The following is a 19,419-nucleotide window of genomic DNA, read 5'->3' on the forward strand; positions in this document are numbered from 1 at the left end:
AAAATATGGATATCAAATCAGAAGTTATCGAAATTATTGATGAGTTGTTTATGGAAGATGTTTCTGACATGATGGATGAAGATCTTTTTGATGCAGGTGTCTTGGATAGTATGGGAACGGTTGAGTTGATTGTGGAGATTGAAAACCGTTTTGATATTCGTGTCCCTGTGACAGAGTTTGGTCGCGACGACTGGAATACAGCTAATAAAATCATAGCTGGTATTGTGGAGCTACAAAATGCTTAAACGCTTATGGATGATCTTCGGACCGGTCTTGATAGCTGGTTTGTTGGTTTGTCTGCTCATTTTCTTTTATCCTACTAGTAAAAGTTATAATTTATCAGAAGAAAAACGATATGCAGCAGCGATTAGTACACAAAGTTTCAGAGAAAGATTTCAGAAAGTGAGAGCTCTTTCGGATCCAAATCTACGATTTATTCCCTTTTTTGGTTCTAGTGAGTGGATTCGATTTGATAGTATGCATCCAGCTGTTTTAGCGGAGAAGTACAATCGTTCGTATAGACCCTATTTTTTAGGACAAGCAGGAGCAGCTTCTTTGAATCAGTACTTTGGTATGCAGCAAATATTGCCAGAGCTAGAAAATAAACAAGCTGTTTTTGTTATTTCTCCTCAGTGGTTCACAGAAACGGAGTATGAACCTGCAGTTTTTCGTAGGTATTTTAACACGGATCAATTGGGCGCTTTTTTGGAAAATCAGTCTGGAGATCTTTCAAGTCGTTACGCCGCTACGCGTTTAATGAAAAAGTATCCTAATGTAGTATTGGGAGATATAGTCAAAAAAATAACCGAGGGTGAGCGACTTTCAGAAATAGATAAGACACTCATAGATACATTGGCACGATTCAACCAAAAACAATCATTTCTATTTGGACAATTGTCAGTGAATGATGGAGAAAAATATAGAGATCGCGTGGAGAAGTATCTAAAAGACTTACCAGATAAGTTTTCCTACGATGAATTGAGAGAAATTGCTGTAAAAGATGCTGAAGCAAATACCACGAATAATGATATGGGGATGGAAAATCATTTCTATGATACGCAAGTAAAGAAAGATTTAAAAAAGTGGAAGGATTATCAGAAAAATTATAATTTTCTAAAATCCTCCGAATATAATGACTTGCAATTAGTCTTGAATCAATTTGCGAATTCAAAAGTGAATGTATTGTTTGTGATTCAACCTGTTAATAAAAAATGGATGGATTATACGGGATTAAATCAAGATATGTATCAACACGCAGTTGAAAAGATTCGTTACCAGTTAGAAAGCCAAGGTTTTACCAATATAGCAGATTTTTCAAAAAATGGTGCTGAACTTTATTTTGTAAAAGATACAATTCATATTGGTTGGTTGGGTTGGTTAGCTTTTGACAAGGCAGTTGATCCTTTCCTATCCAATCCCACACCAGCTCCGACTTACCACTTGAATGAGCGCTTTTTCAGCAAAGATTGGGCGACTTATGATGGAGATATCAAGGAATTTCAATAGATAATAGTATGGAAGAGTTCAAGAATGAAACCAGTTTTCACGTTTTTTCTTGACTCTTTTTTTGCTTGTGATATAATTAACTGGTAAATGAAATTTCAAAGAATAGTATTTTTCTCTTAAAAAGAGAAGTCCAAAAGGAAAGGAGTAACACATGAGACAGCTAGCGAAGGATATCGATGCCTTTTTGAATGAGGTGATTTTGCAGGCGGAAAACCAGCATGAAATCCTAATAGGTCATTGCACTAGCGAGGTAGCTCTAACCAATACTCAGGAGCATATCCTCATGCTATTGTCAGAGGAATCTTTAACCAATTCAGAGTTGGCCCGTCGTCTCAATGTCAGTCAGGCGGCAGTTACCAAGGCTATTAAGTCTTTGGTCAAGGAAGGAATGTTGGAGACATCTAAAGATCCTAAGGATGCGCGTGTGATTTTTTATCAATTGACTGACTTGGCTCGTCCAATTGCTGAGGAGCACCATCATCACCATGAGCATACGCTTTTAACCTATGAACAAGTGGCGACTCAGTTTACTCCAAATGAACAAAAAGTGATTCAGCGGTTTTTGACTGCTTTAGTAGGAGAAATCAAATAATGAGATATATTACGGTAGAGGATTTGTCCTTCTATTATGATAAGGAGCCTGTTCTTGAACATATCAATTATAGTGTTGATAGTGGGGAATTTGTTACCTTGACAGGGGAAAATGGAGCGGCTAAGACGACACTGATCAAGGCCAGTCTTGGGATTCTTCAACCACGCATTGGTAAGGTGACCATTTCAAAGACAAATACCCAGGGTAAGAAATTGAGAATAGCTTATCTACCTCAACAGATTGCCAGTTTTAACGCTGGTTTTCCAAGTACGGTTTATGAATTTGTCAAGTCGGGACGCTACCCACGAAAGGGTTGGTTCCGTCGTTTAAATGCTCATGATGAGGAGCATATCAAGGCCAGTCTGGATTCAGTTGGCATGTGGGAGCACAGAGACAAACGCTTGGGTTCTCTTTCTGGGGGGCAAAAGCAACGGGCGGTAATCGCGCGTATGTTTGCTTCTGACCCTGATGTATTTATCCTAGATGAGCCGACAACGGGGATGGATGCAGGAAGTAAAAATGAATTTTACGAACTCATGCACCACAGCGCCCATCATCATGGCAAGGCTGTTTTGATGATTACCCATGACCCTGAAGAAGTTAAGGACTATGCGGACCGCAATATTCATCTAGTCCGTAACCAAGACTCGCCATGGCGTTGTTTTAACGTTCATGAGAATGACCAGGAGGTGGGCCATGCTTAGTTTATTATCTTATGACTTTATGCAACGTGCCTTTCTGGCGGTTATTGCTATGAGTCTTTTCTCGCCAGTTCTTGGAACCTTCCTTATCTTGCGTCGTCAGAGTTTGATGAGTGATACTCTTAGCCACGTCTCACTTTCAGGTGTAGCCTTTGGTCTGGTTTTGGGGATTTCTCCGACAGTTTCTACGATTGCCATTGTCTTGATTGCGGCGGTCTTTCTAGAGTATCTCCGTACGGTTTACAAGAGCTTTATGGAAATCGGGACAGCTATCCTCATGTCGACAGGTCTGGCTGTTTCTCTGATTGTCATGAGCAAGGGTAAAAGCTCTAGCTCAATGAGTTTGGACCAGTATCTTTTTGGTTCAATCGTGACTATCAGCGAAGAGCAGGTTATTTCCCTCTTTGTCATTGCGGCGGTTGTTTTGATTTTGACCTTCCTCTTCTTGCGTCCAATGTATATCTTGACCTTTGATGAGGATACGGCCTTTGTGGATGGCTTGCCAGTTCGCACCATGTCCATTCTTTTTAACATGGTGACAGGGGTGGCCATTGCCCTTATGATTCCTGCAGCAGGAGCTCTTCTGGTGTCGACCATTATGGTCTTGCCAGCTAGTATTGCCCTGCGTCTGGGGAAAAACTTTAAATCGGTTATGCTGCTTGCCAGTGCTATTGGATTTTTGGGAATGGTAGCAGGACTTTACATTTCCTACTATGCAGAAACACCTGCAAGTGCAAGTATTACCATTATTTTTGTAACTGTCTTTTTACTTATTAGTTTAGTAAGACGTTTTATCAAATAGGAGACTAACGTGAAAAAAATTAGCTTATTGTTCGCCAGTCTATGTGCCTTGTTTTTAGTGGCTTGTTCCAATCAAAAGCAGGCAGATGGCAAACTAAATATTGTGACAACCTTTTACCCTGTCTATGAATTTACCAAGCAAGTCGCAGGAGATACTGCTAATGTAGAACTCCTCATCGGTGCTGGTACAGAACCCCATGAATATGAACCGTCTGCCAAGGCAGTTGCCAAAATCCAAGACGCAGATACCTTCGTTTATGAAAATGAAAACATGGAAACATGGGTCCCTAAATTGCTAGATACTTTGGATAAGAAAAAGGTCAAAACCATCAAGGCGACAGGCGATATGTTGCTTTTGCCAGGTGGTGAGGAAGAAGAGGGAGACCATGACCATGGAGAAGAAGGCCATCACCATGAGTACGATCCCCATGTTTGGTTATCACCAGTTCGTGCCGTTAAACTTGTAGAGCACATCCGTGATAGCTTGTCAGCAGATTATCCTGATAAAAAAGAGACCTTTGAAAAGAATGCTGCTGCCTATATCGAAAAATTGCAAGCCTTGGATAAGGCTTATGCAGAAGGCTTGTCTCAAGCCAAACAAAAGAGCTTTGTGACTCAACACGCAGCCTTTAACTATCTTGCCTTGGACTATGGACTCAAACAAGTCGCAATCTCAGGTCTCTCTCCAGATGCCGAGCCATCAGCTGCTCGTCTGGCAGAATTGACAGAGTACGTCAAGAAAAATAAAATTGCCTATATCTACTTTGAAGAAAATGCTTCACAAGCACTTGCTAACACACTTTCAAAAGAAGCAGGTGTCAAAACAGATGTCCTCAATCCTTTAGAAAGTCTGACAGAAGAGGATACCAAGGCTGGCGAAAACTACATCTCCGTTATGGAGAAAAACCTCAAGGCTCTGAAACAAACAACGGACCAAGAAGGCCCAGCAATTGAGCCTGAAAAGGCAGAGGATACCAAGACAGTTCAAAATGGTTACTTCGAGGATGCAGACGTCAAGGACCGCACCTTGAGTGACTATGTAGGTAACTGGCAATCAGTTTATCCTTTCCTTGAAGATGGTACGTTTGACCAAGTCTTTGACTACAAGGCTAAGTTGACTGGTAAGATGACCCAGGCTGAGTACAAGGCCTACTATACAAAAGGCTATCAGACAGATGTGAGCAAGATCAACATTACTGATAACACTATGGAATTTGTTCAAGGTGGACAAAGTAAGAAATTCACCTACAAGTATGTTGGTAGGAAAATCTTAACTTACAAGAAAGGCAATCGTGGCGTGCGCTTCCTCTTTGAAGCCACAGATGTAGACGCTGGACAGTTCAAGTATGTTCAGTTTAGTGACCACAATATCGCCCCAGTTAAGGTAGAACATTTTCATATCTTCTTTGGAGGCACAAGCCAGGAAGCCCTCTTTGAAGAAATGGATAACTGGCCAACTTATTACCCAGATAACCTATCTGGCCAAGAAATCGCCCAAGAAATGTTAGCGCATTGATGAGAAATCGACTAGTTCATAAGAGCTAGTCGGTTTTTGGGTACTAGATGTCTAATACTCTTCGAAAATCAAATTCAAACCACATCAACGTCGCCTTGCCGTACTCAAGTACAGCCTGCGGCTAGTTTCCTAGTTTGCTCTTTGATTTTCATTGAGTATAACTTCTCATTATAGACCTTTCAGAACTTTAAACAATAAATAAAACTCTTGAAATCTTAGCGCTTGTGTGTTAGAATAAATTTAATGGGTAAGGTTCATTAGAACACCAAATCCCTTAACTATTGCAGTAGTTAAGGGATTTTTTGACGTATCTTAACGATTTAACGGGTGTTGGTAGGCTAGTCATTCGGTCTACTTCTTACCATCTAGCCATTTGCAGACGAAATACAAGATAATTCCTGCTATGACGTCCGCTACAATAGTAAGAACGAGCTCTGGGGCAAGGTTCATTAGTTTCACCTCCTCTCACGAACCGTAAGGAACGTAATCGGTAACCGATGACAAAAAATAGTATATCACACTAAATTTAAATCATCAACATCATTTAATTCTTGAAATATCAGGGATAGGCAAAAAGTCTTTAAAATCAGAAAACGTATAGTATCAGATGTATAAAATCTTGATGTTATATCAATCATAAAAGTGGATAGGAAAGTTTTCTGATTATCAGAATTCCTTCCTATCCACTTTTTGAAGATTGTGAGTTAGCTTTATTTTATATAGAATCAGCTTATTTGTCAAAACCTTGCAAGGCTTTTTGGCGTTCTTCTACTTGACCTTTAGCATCTAGTTTATTACCAGCGTATACAGCTGATTCCCATGATCCGTACATTGGATTTGGGAAGATGATGAATTTTTCACCGAATTCTTTTTGCAATTCTTCAAGTTGTTTATCACGGTCAGATTCAGAAGTCTTAGAAAAATCTGCAAAGTCTACGAGGTTATCACCAAATAATAAGATAAGGTTTGTTTTTTCTTGAACTTTTTGGCGACGACCCTCTTTGGATTTTACACCGCTTTCTAAGAACATGAGATGATCACGTCCTTGAACAGGAATTCCTTCACTTTCAAGATTTTTAATGGTAGCATCTACTTGATTAGCTGAGCGGTCAGAAATATAGTAGATTTGGACACCGTTTTGGTCAGCAAACTGAAGAAAATCTTTGGCACCTGGGACGGCTTTTGCTGCAGCTTTTTGAACCCAAACATCCCAATTTTCGGGTGTGAATGCTGTACCATCTTTGACATTTTGTACTTGATAAGGGCTATTATCTAGGACAGTTTCATCCAAGTCTAAAACGATAGAGTAAGGTTTGTCTGATTCTGTTTTGAGCAATTCCTTTAGGTGATTTGTTGCAACGTTATAACCCTGTATGTATAAAGCTTTAGTTTCAGCTGATTTTTGATACCAAAGGGTTGACATAGTGTTTTCTCTCGACCGTAGTTGGTCATATGTCATTGTAATTTGATTATCAGATGAGCTATTATTGCTTGTCTGTGTTTCTGTGGATTTTGTGGCACAACTAGCCAATAAGACGACAGAAGCAAGTGCAGAAAGGATTGTAACAGTAGTTTTTGCTGTTTTCATGAAATATCTCCTATTTATTAATTTCAATCACTAGTATAGCACGAGGGAAAAGTTAAGGCAAGTTATTCTCTGAATATGGATGAAGATTCTATAGAAGATAATGTAATGAAAAAAGCTATTACTAACTTGAAATGTAGTTTCACCTCTAATTATTGACATTTCAGGAAAAATTGCAGTAAAAACTGCACAACCTTCTTTAAATGTGCTATAATACAGGAAAAATAATGATGGAGGTCACGATAATGGCAACATTTTTGATGATTTTTGTGGTGGTTTGTGTGCTCCTATTGGTGATAGTCACACTGAGTACAGTTTATGTGGTTCGTCAGCAGTCGGTGGCGATTATTGAACGCTTTGGGAAATACCAAAAGGTTGCCAATAGCGGTATTCATATTCGCTTGCCTTTTGGAATTGACTCGATTGCAGCGCGGATTCAGTTGCGCTTGTTGCAAAGTGATATTGTGGTTGAGACTAAGACCAAGGATAATGTGTTCGTTATGATGAATGTGGCGACTCAGTACCGTGTCAATGAGCAGAGCGTGACAGATGCCTACTATAAACTCATGCGTCCAGAATCTCAGATTAAATCTTATATCGAAGATGCTCTTCGCTCTTCTGTTCCCAAATTAACCTTGGATGAATTGTTTGAGAAAAAAGATGAGATTGCCCTTGAAGTCCAACATCAAGTAGCGGAAGAAATGACAACTTACGGTTATATTATCGTGAAAACCTTGATTACCAAGGTCGAACCAGATGCAGAAGTTAAGCAATCCATGAATGAAATCAATGCGGCGCAACGCAAGCGGGTCGCAGCGCAAGAATTGGCGGAAGCAGACAAGATTAAAATCGTCACTGCAGCTGAAGCCGAAGCAGAAAAAGACCGCCTCCATGGTGTGGGGATTGCCCAACAACGTAAGGCGATTGTGGATGGATTGGCAGAGTCTATCACAGAACTCAAGGAAGCCAATGTTGGTATGACAGAAGAGCAAATCATGTCTATTCTTTTGACCAACCAGTATTTGGATACATTGAATACCTTTGCCTCTAAAGGAAATCAGACTATCTTTTTACCAAATACGCCAAATGGTGTGGATGATATTCGTACACAAATCTTGTCAGCTCTACGTGCTGAGAAGAAATAATAGACTAAAGAGCCTGGAGTCAGGCTCTTTTTAGTGTTCGTGAGAGATAAGCCTTAGCTTAAATAAGACTATTCACAAAAGTTACTAACAGGTTGTGGATAAGTGTGGATAACTTCTGATTATTTTAGTGATAATTCTTATTTGTATGACCAATTTAGTAACTTTTGAGGATTATAAAGTAGTTTTAATTGCTGTAAATAAAGAGTTAAGCACAGTTTGGGATAGTTGTTCACAACTTGTGGATAACCTTGGGGATTTCAGATTTTTTATTATTTAGCGATGACTTGGTAACCAGCTAAGTGTAAAGGTTAGTTGTTCAGCTTTTAAGAGGTCTTGGTGTTGAATAGTAGATACGAGTGTTTTATCCAGTCGGCATTCTTTTACAAAGTTAAAATAGCTGTGGTTTTGCTCAGCATGAATATCTAGCCATTTATCTTCTTTGGCAAGATAGATTCGGAGGTGGTCAAAGAGAGGGATTCCGAGATCATAGCTGGGCTTGCCTGGACAGGTTGGATAGAAACCGAGAGCTGACCAGATATACCAAGCCGAGAGACTACCGTTATCCTCATCACCAGGATAGGCTTGCCAGTTTGCATGAAAGGCTTTCTGACGGAGAGTCTTGATGAGAAGGTCAGTGTAGTCAGGGTAGTTGCTGTAGCGGAAGAGATAAGGAATATGGAAGCTAGGCTGGTTGGAAATAGCGACTTGTCCAAACGGAGCTGTAGCCATCTCGCTCATTTCGTGAATTTCGTAACCATAACCTGTTGTCTCAAAGAGGGGAGCATCTTGACAGGTTTTCAAAAGATAGTTGCTAAAGGATTCTTTTCCACCCATAAGTTGGATTAAGCCTGGGATGTCGTGGAGGACGCCTAAGGTTGCTTGGATGGCTGAACATTCGGCATAGTCGCGTCCCCAACTATAAGGAGAGAAGTCAGGGCGGAAGTTGCCTTGACTATCACGCGCTCGCATGTAACCTGTCTCAGCGTCAAATAGATGGCGGTAATTTTGTGATGCAGTCTTGTAGGTTTCAGCGATTTCTATTTTCCCTTGTTTTTTGGCACAGCTTGCGATACAAAAGTCACTATAGGCGTAGTCTAGGGTATGGCTAACACTTTCGTGGTGGTCGGTAGAGAGATAACCTAGTTCTTGGTATTGAGCTAGTCCGTGACGACCATTGATGCCGAGAGGGTCGGACTTAGTGGCTGTTTCAAGCATGGCTTGGAGGAGTTCTTCTTCCAAGTCGGGAGCCATTTCCTTGCAGGCGCTATCTGCGATAATGCCATCTAAAAGGGTGCCAGGCATCATGCCACGTTCATCTGGAGCCAGCCATTTTGGGAGAAAACCAGTATCGCGGTAGTTATTGAGAAATCCTTCTAAAAAGCGGTGGTAGTGTTCCGGTATGATAAGGGCAAAGAGGGGGAAAGTGGTGCGGAAGGTATCCCAGAAACCATTGTTGCTGAAGAGAACACCGGGCTTGACAGTGCCAGTAGCCAAATCTATGTAGATGGCTTGCCCTGATTCATCAACCTCATAAAAAATCTGTGGGAAGAGGAAGAGTCTGTAGAGACAGTGATCAAAGAAGGTTCTGTCAGTCTCTCCTGTTTCCATGATATCAAAACGATGGAGAAGATTTTCCCAATCTTTTTGTGCACTTGCTTTGCAGTTATCAAAATCTTTTTGAGGTAGATTAAGCAGTGCTTGAGAAGGCGAGATGAAAGAAGTCGCTAGCTGAATCTCAGCATGGCTACTTGCTAAGTCAATTCGCCAGTCTCCGTCTTCTTGATTGATAGCAAGAATATCCGTATTCATTTTCAGGAATGTGAACAGTATCAGTGGATTTTTGTTGGTTTCAGTTTTACCTTCTTGTCGAAGGGCAAGAGTTCGCTTATCTACTTGCTCCACGGTCAGTTCATCTGCTGCGTGAAGGTAGAGGGAGAGAACTTTGCCTTGCTTTTGCTCCAAACGAATAGAAGCACCATAGCAAGTCGGTGTGAGCTGGATTTCAATCTGATAGCGCAGGGAGAAAATCTTCAGATAATGAGGTTGGAAAGAGGCCTTATCCATATCATAGGAAGACTGACGATGGAAGAGGCTGTCTCCACCTAGTTGACCTGTGACAGGTGTCAGAAGGATCCAAGAGTAGTCCCCAATCCAAGGACTGGGCTGGTGGGTTAATCGAATCCCCTGAAAGATAGGCAGATGCGGATCGAAAAACCAAGATCCATCCTGGTCACTGGTCTGGGGTACAAAGTAATTCATCCCAAAAGGTACGCCTGTATACGGCAGGGTATTTCCCCGAGAAAAGGCATGCTTGCTGGCAGTTCCAAAGCGGGTATCAATGGTTTCAAGTAGTGGTTTCATAGTCTTTCCTTTAGCTGTTTTCCTACATTATATCAGAAAAAGATAGCCTTTAGAAAAGGAGTTTCAAAGATAACTATTTTGTAGAAAAATGACTATCATTTGTGTATGTATTTTCTGTCTCAAAAGCTATATACTGAAAATGAAACTTGTTTGAAAGAGGATACTGCACGATGATTTATTCAAAAGAAATTGTTAGAGAATGGCTGGATGAAGTAGCAGAGCAGGCTAAGGACCATCCAGAGTGGGTGGATGTCTTTGAACGTTGCTATACAGATACCTTGGACAATACGGTTGAAATCCTAGAAGATGGTTCAACTTTTGTCTTGACTGGGGATATTCCTGCTATGTGGCTTCGAGATTCGACAGCCCAACTCAGACCTTACCTGCATGTGGCTAAAAGGGATGCCCTCTTGCGTCAGACCATCTCAGGTTTGGTCAAACGTCAGATGACCTTGGTACTCAAGGATCCTTATGCCAATTCCTTCAACATCGAGGAAAACTGGAAGGGGCACCACGAGACAGACCATACCGACCTCAATGGCTGGATTTGGGAACGCAAGTATGAGGTGGATTCGCTTTGCTATCCTTTGCAGTTGGCTTATCTCCTCTGGAAAGAGACTGGTGAGACTAGTCATTTTGATGAGACTTTTGTCGCAGCGACTAAGGAGATTCTTCATCTGTGGACGGTAGAACAAGACCACAGCAACTCTCCTTATCGTTTTGTCCGCGATACGGACCGTAAGGAAGATACACTTGTAAATGATGGCTTTGGACCTGATTTTGCAGTGACAGGTATGACTTGGTCAGCTTTTCGTCCGAGTGATGACTGCTGCCAGTATAGCTACTTGATTCCGTCAAATATGTTTGCCGTAGTAGTCTTGGGTTATGTGCAAGAAATCTTTGCAGCATTAGACCTAGCTGATAACGAGAGTGTTATTGCTGATGCTAAGCGTCTCCGTGCTGAAATCCAAGAAGGAATTGAAAACTACGCCTACACCACCAACAGCAAGGGCGAAAAGATTTACGCCTTTGAAGTGGATGGTCTAGGCAATGCCAGCATCATGGATGATCCAAACGTACCAAGTCTGCTGGCTGCGCCTTATCTGGGCTATTGCGATGTTAACGATGAAGTGTATCAAGCCACTCGTCGTACCATTCTGAGCCCTGAAAATCCATACTTCTACCAAGGAGAATACGCTAGCGGTCTCGGAAGTTCCCATACCTTCTATCGCTATATCTGGCCCATTGCCCTTTCTATCCAAGGCTTGACAACAAGAGATAAGGCAGAGAAGAAATTCTTGCTAGATCAGCTAGTTGCTTGCGATGGTGGTACAGGTGCTATGCATGAAAGCTTCCACGTGGATGACCCAACTCTCTACTCTCGTGAATGGTTCTCTTGGGCCAACATGATGTTCTGTGAATTGGTCTTGGATTACTTGGATATCCGCTAAGGAACACGCTTTAGCGCAACTGATTCTTGGAAAGAATCACAAATTTACATTTAAAACGTTAACAATAAAAATTTAAATTTAGAATGAGGTTTTACTTCATGGAAAATGTTGTCGTACATATTATCTCACATAGTCACTGGGACCGTGAGTGGTACTTGCCTTTTGAAAGCCACCGTATGCAGTTGGTGGAATTATTTGACAATCTCTTTGATCTCTTTGAAAATGACCCTGAGTTCAAGAGTTTCCATTTAGATGGACAAACCATTGTCCTTGATGACTACTTGGAGATTCGCCCTGAAAATCGCGACAAAGTTCAGCGCTACATTGACGAAGGCAAACTCAAAATTGGTCCCTTTTACATCTTGCAGGATGACTACTTGATTTCAAGTGAAGCCAATGTCCGCAATACTCTTATCGGTCAGCAAGAAGCTGCCAAATGGGGCAAATCAACCCAGATTGGTTACTTCCCAGATACCTTTGGAAATATGGGGCAAGCACCTCAAATCCTTCAAAAATCAGGCATTCACGTGGCCGCTTTTGGTCGTGGTGTGAGGCCGATTGGATTTGACAACCAAGTCCTTGAAGATGAGCAGTTTACATCCCAGTTTTCAGAAATGTACTGGCAGGGTGCGGATGGTAGTTGTGTTTTAGGTATTCTCTTTGCCAACTGGTATAGTAACGGGAATGAAATCCCAATTGACAAAGATGAGGCCTTGACCTTCTGGAAACAAAAATTGTCAGATGTGCGTGCCTACGCTTCGACTAACCAATGGTTGATGATGAACGGCTGTGACCACCAACCTGTACAGAAAAATCTGAGCGAAGCCATTCGTGTGGCCAATGAACTCTTCCCAGATGTGACCTTTGTGCATAGTTCTTTTGATGAATATGTCCAAGCTGTGGAGGGTGTCCTTCCTGAACACTTATCAACGGTGACAGGCGAGTTGACCAGTCAGGAAACTGATGGCTGGTACACACTTGCCAACACTTCTTCATCCCGTATTTACCTCAAACAAGCCTTCCAAGAAAATAGCAACCTCCTAGAGCAAGTTGTAGAACCCTTGACGATTATTACTGGGGGTCATAACCACAAGGACCAGTTGACCTATGCTTGGAAAACACTTTTGCAGAATGCGCCACATGATAGCATCTGTGGCTGTAGCGTGGACGAAGTTCACCGAGAGATGGAAACTCGTTTTGCCAAGGTTAATCAAGTTGGAAACTTTGTTAAGACCAATCTTCTCAACGAATGGAAGGGCAAAATCGCCACAGCTAAGGCTCAAAGTGATTATCTCTTTACTATCATTAATACAGGCTTGCATGATAAGGTCGATACTGTCAGCACAGTGGTTGATGTGGCGACTTGTGATTTCAAGGAATTGCACCCAACAGAAGGTTACAAGAAGATGGCTGCTCTTACCTTGCCAAGTTATCGTGTGGAGGACTTGGATGGTCGTCCTGTAGAGGCTAAAATCGAGGATCTTGGGGCTAATTTTGAGTACGATTTACCAAAAGACAAGTTCCGCCAAGCTCGTATCGCTCGACAAGTGCGCGTGACAATTCCAGTTCACCTAGCGCCACTTTCTTGGACAACCTTCCAATTGCTGGAAGGAGAACAAGAACACCGTGAAGGCATTTACCAAAACGGGGTGATTGATACACCATTTGTAACGGTAAGTGTGGATGACAATATCACAGTCTATGACAAGACAACTCATGAAGTCTATGAAGATTTTATCCGCTTCGAAGACCGTGGTGACATCGGAAACGAGTATATCTATTTCCAACCAAAAGGAACAGAGCCAATCTATGCAGAGCTTAAGGGCTACGAGGTCTTGGAAAACACAGCTCGCTATGCTAAGATTTTGCTCAAACATGAATTGACCGTGCCTGTCAGTGCAGATGAAAAGCTAGAAGAAGAGCAAAAAGGCATCATCGAGTTTATGAAGCGTGAAGCTGGACGTTCAGAAGAATTGACAAGCATTCCTCTTGAAACTGAGATGACTATCTTCGTTGATAATCCACAAATCCGTTGCAAGACTCGCTTTACTAACACTGCCAAAGACCACCGTATCCGTCTCTTGGTCAAGACTCATAACACGCGTCCAAGCAATGATTCTGAAAGTATCTATGAGGTGGTGACACGACCAAATAAACCAGCTGCTTCATGGGAAAATCCTGAAAATCCTCAACACCAACAAGCCTTTGTTAGTCTGTATGACGATGAAAAAGGTGTGACTGTATCCAACAAGGGATTGAATGAATACGAAATCCTTGGAGACGACACCATTGCAGTGACTATTTTGCGTGCATCAGGTGAGCTAGGTGACTGGGGTTACTTCCCAACACCAGAAGCACAATGCTTGCGTGAGTTTGAAGTCGAGTTTGCGCTTGAATGCCACCCAGCCCAAGAACGCTTCTCAGCCTATCGTCGTGCTAAAGCCTTGCAGACACCGTTTACCAGCCTTCAGCTTGCTAAACAAGAAGGAAGCGTGGCTGCGACTGGTAGCCTCTTGAGCCATTCTGTTCTCAGTATACCGCAAATCTGTCCAACAGCCTTTAAGGTAGCTGAAAATGAAGAAGGCTATGTTCTTCGTTACTACAATATGTGTAGTGAAAATGTACGTGTACCGGAAAGTCAACATCTCTCCCTTGACCTACTTGAACGACCATACCCAGTTCATAGAGGCCTCATTTCACCACAAGAGATTCGTACAGAATTCATCAAAAAAGAAGAAATTTAATTTCAAAAAGTAAACATAAAAAGAAAGGAGGGGCGAAAAAGTAAGGACTAACTGCTGATTCGCCCCTTTTTATGGTAAAAACAATGACCATTGCAACGATTGATATCGGAGGGACTGGGATTAAGTTTGCTAGTCTGACTCCTGATGGGAAAATACTGGATAAGACAAGTATCCCAACACCAGAAAACTTGGAGGATTTACTAGCGTGGCTAGACCAACGCTTGTCAGAGCAGGATTATAGCGGGATTGCTATGAGCGTTCCAGGTGCGGTCAATCAAGAAACAGGTGTGATTGATGGCTTCAGTGCGGTGCCCTACATTCACGGATTTTCTTGGTATGAGGCGCTTAGCTCTTATCAGATTCCTGTCCATCTGGAAAATGATGCCAACTGCGTTGGACTCAGTGAATTGCTAGCTCATCCAGAGCTTGAAAATGCAGCCTGTGTCGTGATTGGGACAGGGATTGGTGGAGCCATGATTATCAATGGCAGACTTCACCGAGGTCGACACGGCTTGGGAGGAGAATTTGGCTACATGACAACTCTTGCCCCTGCTGAAAAGCTTAACAACTGGTCGCAATTAGCGTCAACTGGAAATATGGTGCGATACGTGATTGAAAAATCTGGTCAGACTGACTGGGACGGTCGCAAAATTTACCAAGAAGCCGAAGCAGGAAATGCCCTTTGTCAAGAAGCCATTGAGCGGATGAATCGTAATTTGGCGCAAGGCTTGCTCAATATCCAGTATCTCATCGATCCAGATGTCATCAGTCTGGGAGGCTCTATCAGTCAAAATCCAGATTTTATTCAAGGGGTCAAAAAAGCTGTAGATGACTTTGTTGATACCTACGAAGAATACACGGTCACACCCGTCATCCAAGCCTGCACCTATCATGCAGATGCCAATCTCTACGGTGCCCTTGTCAACTGGTTACAGGAGGAAAATCAATGGTAAGATTTACAGGAATTAGCAGTAAACAACATCAAGCTATAGAGTTGCTTCAAAAGCACATTTCTCTACCAGATGTCGAAGTAGCTGTCGCCCAATCTGACCAAGCCTCTATCTCTATCAAGGGTGAGGGTGGACACTATCAACTAACCTATCGCAAACCTCACCAACTCTATCGCGCCTTGTCCTTGTTGGTAACAGCTCTAGCAGAAGGTGATAAAGTAGAGATTAAGGAGAAGGCGGCTTATGAAGATTTAGCCTACATGGCTGACTGTTCTCGAAATGCGGTGCTGAATGTGGCTTCTGCCAAGCAGATGATTGAGGTCTTGGCTCTCATGGGCTACTCAACCTTTGAGCTTTACATGGAAGACACCTACCAGATTAAGGGGCAGCCTTACTTTGGCTATTTCCGTGGAGCCTACTCGGCTGAGGAGTTGCAGGAGATCGAAGCCTATGCCCAGCAGTTTGCTATGACCTTTGTGCCTTGTATCCAGACCTTGGCCCACTTGTCAGCCTTTGTCAAATGGGGTGTCAAAGAAGTTCAGGAGCTCCGTGATGTGGAGGATATCCTCCTTATCGGCGAAGAAAAGGTTTATGACCTGATTGATGGCATGTTTGCCACTCTGTCTAAGCTGAAGACTCGCAAGGTCAATATCGGGATGGACGAAGCCCACTTGGTTGGTTTGGGACGCTACCTGATTCTAAACGGTGTGGTGGATCGTAGTCTCCTCATGTGCCAACACTTGGAGCGCGTGCTGGATATTGCAGACAAATATGGTTTCCACTGCCAGATGTGGAGCGATATGTTCTTTAAACTTATGTCAGTAGATGGGCAGTACGACCGTGATGTGGAAATTCCAGAAGAAACTCGTGTCTACCTAGACCGTCTCAAAGATCGTGTGACCTTGGTTTACTGGGACTATTATCAGGATAGCGAGGAAAAATACAACCGTAACTTTAGTAACCACCACAAGATTAGTCATGACCTTGCCTTTGCGGGGGGTGCTTGGAAGTGGATTGGTTTCACACCCAACAACCATTTCAGCCGTCTCATTGCTCTTGAAGCCAATAAAGCCTGTCGCGCCAATGATATCAAAGAAGTCATCGTGACGGGTTGGGGGGATAATGGTGGGGAAACAGCCCAATTCTCTATCCTACCAAGCTTGCAAATCTGGGCAGAACTCAGCTATCGCAATGACCTAGACCGTTTGTCTGCTCATTTCCAGACCAATATAGGTCTATCGGTTGAAGATTTTATGCAGATTGACCTAGCTAATCTCTTGCCAGACCTACCAGGTAATCTCAGCGGGATCAATCCTAACCGCTATGTCTTTTATCAGGATGTTCTCTGTCCGATCCTTGACCGACACATGACACCTGAACAGGACAAACCGCACTTCGCTCAGGCTGCTGAGACGCTTGCTAACATTAAAGAAAAAGCTGCCAACTATGCCTACCTCTTTGAAACTCAGGCCCAGTTGAACCAGATTTTAAGTAGCAAAGTGGATGTGGGACGACGCATTCGTCAAGCCTATCAAGTGGATGATAAGGAAAGCCTACAAGAAATCGCCAGACAAGAATTACCAGAACTCAGAAGCCAAATCGAACACTTCCATGCCCTCTTTAGCCACCAATGGCTGAAAGAAAACAAGGTCTTTGGTTTGGATACGGTCGATATCCGTATGGGCGGACTCTTGCAACGCATCAAACGCGCAGAAAGTCGTATTGAGGCTTATCTGGCTGGTCAGATTGACCGCATCGATGAGTTAGAAGTGGAAATCCTGCCATTTACTGACTTTTACGCAGACAAGGACTTCGCAGCCACAACAGCCAACCAGTGGCATACTATTGCGACAGCTTCAACCATTTATACAACCTAAAAACAAGAACACCTTGCCTTGAGCAGAGTGTTTCTCGTGAAACATCCCTTTCTTAAAAAAGTACTCCACATAAAATAATTTGTGGAGTTTTTTCTATAATTAGTAGTTTAACCCAACCTTCAAATAGGAGTATACTAATAATGTAATCGTTATCAAAAGTTTAAAAAGGAATTTTTAGATGGATATCAAAATAAAAAAGGGAGGAAATTATGAATAAGTTTTCAAAAACCTTGAGAGACAATTGGATCTTTCTCTTGATGGTTTTACCAGGGGCATTCTGGTTGATTCTATTCTTCTACATTCCAGTATTTGGGAACGTGGTTGCCTTTAAAGACTACCACATGACCAGTAATGGATTTATAGATAGTATCGTGAATAGTAAATGGGTCGGACTCGATAATTTCAGATTCTTGTTTAGTTCAAAAGACGCCTTTATCATCACTCGAAATACTGTCCTCTACAATCTAGGCTTTATCTTTATCGGTTTGATTGTATCAGTAGGGATTGCTATCATCCTCAGTGAACTCCGTTCTAAGAGAATGGTTAAGATCTTCCAAACTTCCATGTTGTTCCCTTACTTCTTGTCTTGGGTTATCATCAGTTTCTTTACAGATGCCTTCCTAAACATTGACAAAGGGGTCTTCAACCATTTCCTAGAATCTATCGGGATGAAGGAAATCAATTTCTACGCTGACTTGGGTATCTGGCCATATCTCCTACTTTTCCTAGGTATTTGGAAAGGTTTTGGATATAGCAGTGTCATGTACTATGCGACAATCATGGGAATTGATCCAACCTACTACGAAGCAGCAACAGTGGACGGGGCTAGCAAATGGCAACGAATTCGCAATGTAACTATTCCACAGTTGACACCATTGGTAACTGTATTGACCATCCTTGCAGTCGGAAATATCTTCCGTGCAGACTTCGGTCTTTTCTACCAAATCCCCCACAATGCTGGTCAGCTTTATAACGTAACCAACGTCTTGGACGTATATGTTTATAATGGTTTGACTCAGACAGCGGATATCGGGATGGCTTCAGCGGCAGGTCTCTACCAATCAGTTGTCGGCTTGATTCTGGTTATCCTATCAAACTTACTTGCAAGACGAGTTGATCCAAACTCAGCCTTGTTCTAGAAAGGAGGAGAATATGGCAGAAAAGAAAATTAAAAAAGAAAAAATTGATAATGTCGGCATTCACTCCTTCAGTAAGAAAGCAGATATCTTCTTTAGTACCATTTCTGGTTTGGTTGCCCTCTCTTGTATCCTACCCTTCATATTTGTTATTGTTATCTCTGTGACAGATGAAAAGAGTATCCTCCAAAATGGATATAGCTTCTTCCCATCTCAATTTGGATTAGACGGTTTTGAGTTCTTGGCACAATTTAAGGATAAAATTCTCCAAGCCCTCTTCATCTCAGTTTTTGTAACAGTGGTGGGGACTATCACAAACGTTTTTATCACAACAACTTATGCCTACGCCATCTCACGGACAACCTTTAAGTATCGCAGATTCTTTACGATTTTTGCCCTTCTTAGTATGTTGTTCAACGCTGGTTTGGTACCAGGCTATATCGTGGTCACTCGTTTACTTCAACTTGGTGATACAGTTTGGGCCTTGATTGTTCCAATGCTTCTCTCACCATTTAACATCATCTTGATGCGTTCCTTCTTCAAGAAGACCATTCCAGAAGCTATTCTAGAATCCGCTCGTATCGATGGTGCTAGTGAGGCCCGGATTTTCTTCCAAATCTGTTTGCCATTGTCACTACCAGGTATCGCAACCATCACGCTCTTGACAGCACTTGGTTTCTGGAATGACTGGTTCAACGCCCTTCTTTACATCAAGAGTGACAACTTGTATCCATTGCAATATTTGCTCATGCAAATCCAGCAAAATATGGACTACATCGCCAAAGCAGTCGGCCTATCTGGTCAACTGGGAGTTGCTCTTCCAAAAGAAACAGGTCGTATGGCCATGGTTGTGGTCGCAACCCTTCCAATCGCGATTTTGTATCCATTCTTCCAACGCTACTTTGTAAAAGGTTTGACTATCGGTGGTGTGAAAGAATAGTGCTTATTGAGAAAAAACATTTCTCAGTTCCCAACTTCCCTTGTGTGAAGTTAATACTCTTCGAAAATCAAATTCAAACCGCGTCAACGTCGCCTTGCCGTACTCAAGTACAGC

15 protein-coding genes are annotated in these 19,419 nt (G+C 42.3%); 13 read left to right on the top strand and 2 right to left on the bottom strand.

Annotated elements, in window-relative coordinates:
- Window positions 1-5 precede the first annotated feature (5 nt).
- The 6 genes from dltC to adcA all read left to right on the top strand — a co-directional run bounded on the left by dltC (window position 6) and on the right by adcA (window position 5,116).
- On the top strand, window positions 6-245 hold the full coding sequence (gene dltC / locus EII37_RS02305) for a D-alanine--poly(phosphoribitol) ligase subunit DltC (protein ID WP_000351967.1): 240 nt from the start codon (window positions 6-8) through the stop codon (window positions 243-245).
- A complete protein-coding gene (dltD, locus tag EII37_RS02310) occupies window positions 238-1,506 on the top strand; it encodes a D-alanyl-lipoteichoic acid biosynthesis protein DltD (protein WP_124787471.1) in 1,269 nt (422 codons plus the stop codon). Before dltC ends, dltD begins: the two co-directional genes overlap by 8 nt.
- A 151-nt stretch (window positions 1,507-1,657) precedes the next feature.
- Complete coding sequence (gene adcR / locus EII37_RS02315; RefSeq protein WP_001249308.1) at window positions 1,658-2,098, top strand: zinc-dependent transcriptional regulator AdcR; 441 nt, start codon at window positions 1,658-1,660, stop codon at window positions 2,096-2,098.
- Complete coding sequence (locus EII37_RS02320; protein ID WP_001269496.1) at window positions 2,098-2,802, top strand: metal ABC transporter ATP-binding protein; 705 nt, start codon at window positions 2,098-2,100, stop codon at window positions 2,800-2,802. Before adcR ends, EII37_RS02320 begins: the two co-directional genes overlap by 1 nt.
- Entirely contained in the window at window positions 2,795-3,601 is an 807-nt protein-coding gene (locus EII37_RS02325) for a metal ABC transporter permease (RefSeq protein ID WP_000950038.1), read from the top strand. Before EII37_RS02320 ends, EII37_RS02325 begins: the two co-directional genes overlap by 8 nt.
- Window positions 3,602-3,610: 9 nt before the next feature.
- Window positions 3,611-5,116: a zinc ABC transporter substrate-binding lipoprotein AdcA gene (gene adcA, locus EII37_RS02330; protein WP_124787472.1), complete on the top strand. Its 1,506-nt coding sequence runs from the start codon at window positions 3,611-3,613 to the stop codon at window positions 5,114-5,116.
- A gap of 730 nt (window positions 5,117-5,846) precedes the next feature.
- Here the strand turns inward: adcA and EII37_RS02340 are convergent.
- Entirely contained in the window at window positions 5,847-6,704 is an 858-nt protein-coding gene (locus tag EII37_RS02340) for a 5'-nucleotidase, lipoprotein e(P4) family (protein ID WP_124787473.1), read from the bottom strand.
- Window positions 6,705-6,961: 257 nt separating this feature from the next.
- Here EII37_RS02340 and EII37_RS02345 point away from each other — a divergent pair, with 257 nt between their 5' ends.
- Entirely contained in the window at window positions 6,962-7,846 is an 885-nt protein-coding gene (locus EII37_RS02345) for an SPFH domain-containing protein (protein WP_004235732.1), read from the top strand.
- Window positions 7,847-8,119: 273 nt separating this feature from the next.
- Here EII37_RS02345 and EII37_RS02350 read toward each other — a convergent pair whose 3' ends face one another.
- Window positions 8,120-10,207 carry a GH92 family glycosyl hydrolase gene (locus tag EII37_RS02350; RefSeq protein ID WP_124787474.1) on the bottom strand — a complete coding sequence of 696 codons (2,088 nt, stop codon included), beginning with the start codon at window positions 10,205-10,207 and terminating at the stop codon, window positions 8,120-8,122.
- Window positions 10,208-10,377: 170 nt separating this feature from the next.
- Here EII37_RS02350 and EII37_RS02355 point away from each other — a divergent pair, with 170 nt between their 5' ends.
- From EII37_RS02355 to EII37_RS02380, 6 genes are all read left to right on the top strand, one after another.
- On the top strand, window positions 10,378-11,658 hold the full coding sequence (locus EII37_RS02355; RefSeq protein WP_124787475.1) for a glycoside hydrolase family 125 protein: 1,281 nt from the start codon (window positions 10,378-10,380) through the stop codon (window positions 11,656-11,658).
- 98 nt (window positions 11,659-11,756) lie between these two features.
- On the top strand, window positions 11,757-14,402 hold the full coding sequence (locus EII37_RS02360; RefSeq protein WP_124787476.1) for an alpha-mannosidase: 2,646 nt from the start codon (window positions 11,757-11,759) through the stop codon (window positions 14,400-14,402).
- Window positions 14,403-14,485: 83 nt separating this feature from the next.
- Window positions 14,486-15,355 (top strand): ROK family protein, encoded by an 870-nt coding sequence (locus EII37_RS02365; protein WP_185695938.1) that lies wholly within the window; start codon window positions 14,486-14,488, stop codon window positions 15,353-15,355.
- Window positions 15,349-17,229: a beta-N-acetylhexosaminidase gene (locus EII37_RS02370; protein ID WP_124787478.1), complete on the top strand. Its 1,881-nt coding sequence runs from the start codon at window positions 15,349-15,351 to the stop codon at window positions 17,227-17,229. The genes EII37_RS02365 and EII37_RS02370 overlap by 7 nt, the downstream gene beginning before the upstream one ends.
- 209 nt (window positions 17,230-17,438) lie before the next feature.
- Window positions 17,439-18,368, top strand: a complete 930-nt coding sequence (locus tag EII37_RS02375) for a sugar ABC transporter permease (protein WP_124787479.1) — start codon at window positions 17,439-17,441, stop codon at window positions 18,366-18,368.
- 13 nt (window positions 18,369-18,381) lie between these two features.
- Complete coding sequence (locus EII37_RS02380) at window positions 18,382-19,305, top strand: carbohydrate ABC transporter permease (protein WP_049488630.1); 924 nt, start codon at window positions 18,382-18,384, stop codon at window positions 19,303-19,305.
- Window positions 19,306-19,419 lie beyond the last annotated feature (114 nt).

The organism is Streptococcus sp. OH4692_COT-348 (assembly GCF_003859975.1).
In the GTDB taxonomy this organism is placed as follows: Bacteria; Bacillota; Bacilli; order Lactobacillales; family Streptococcaceae; genus Streptococcus.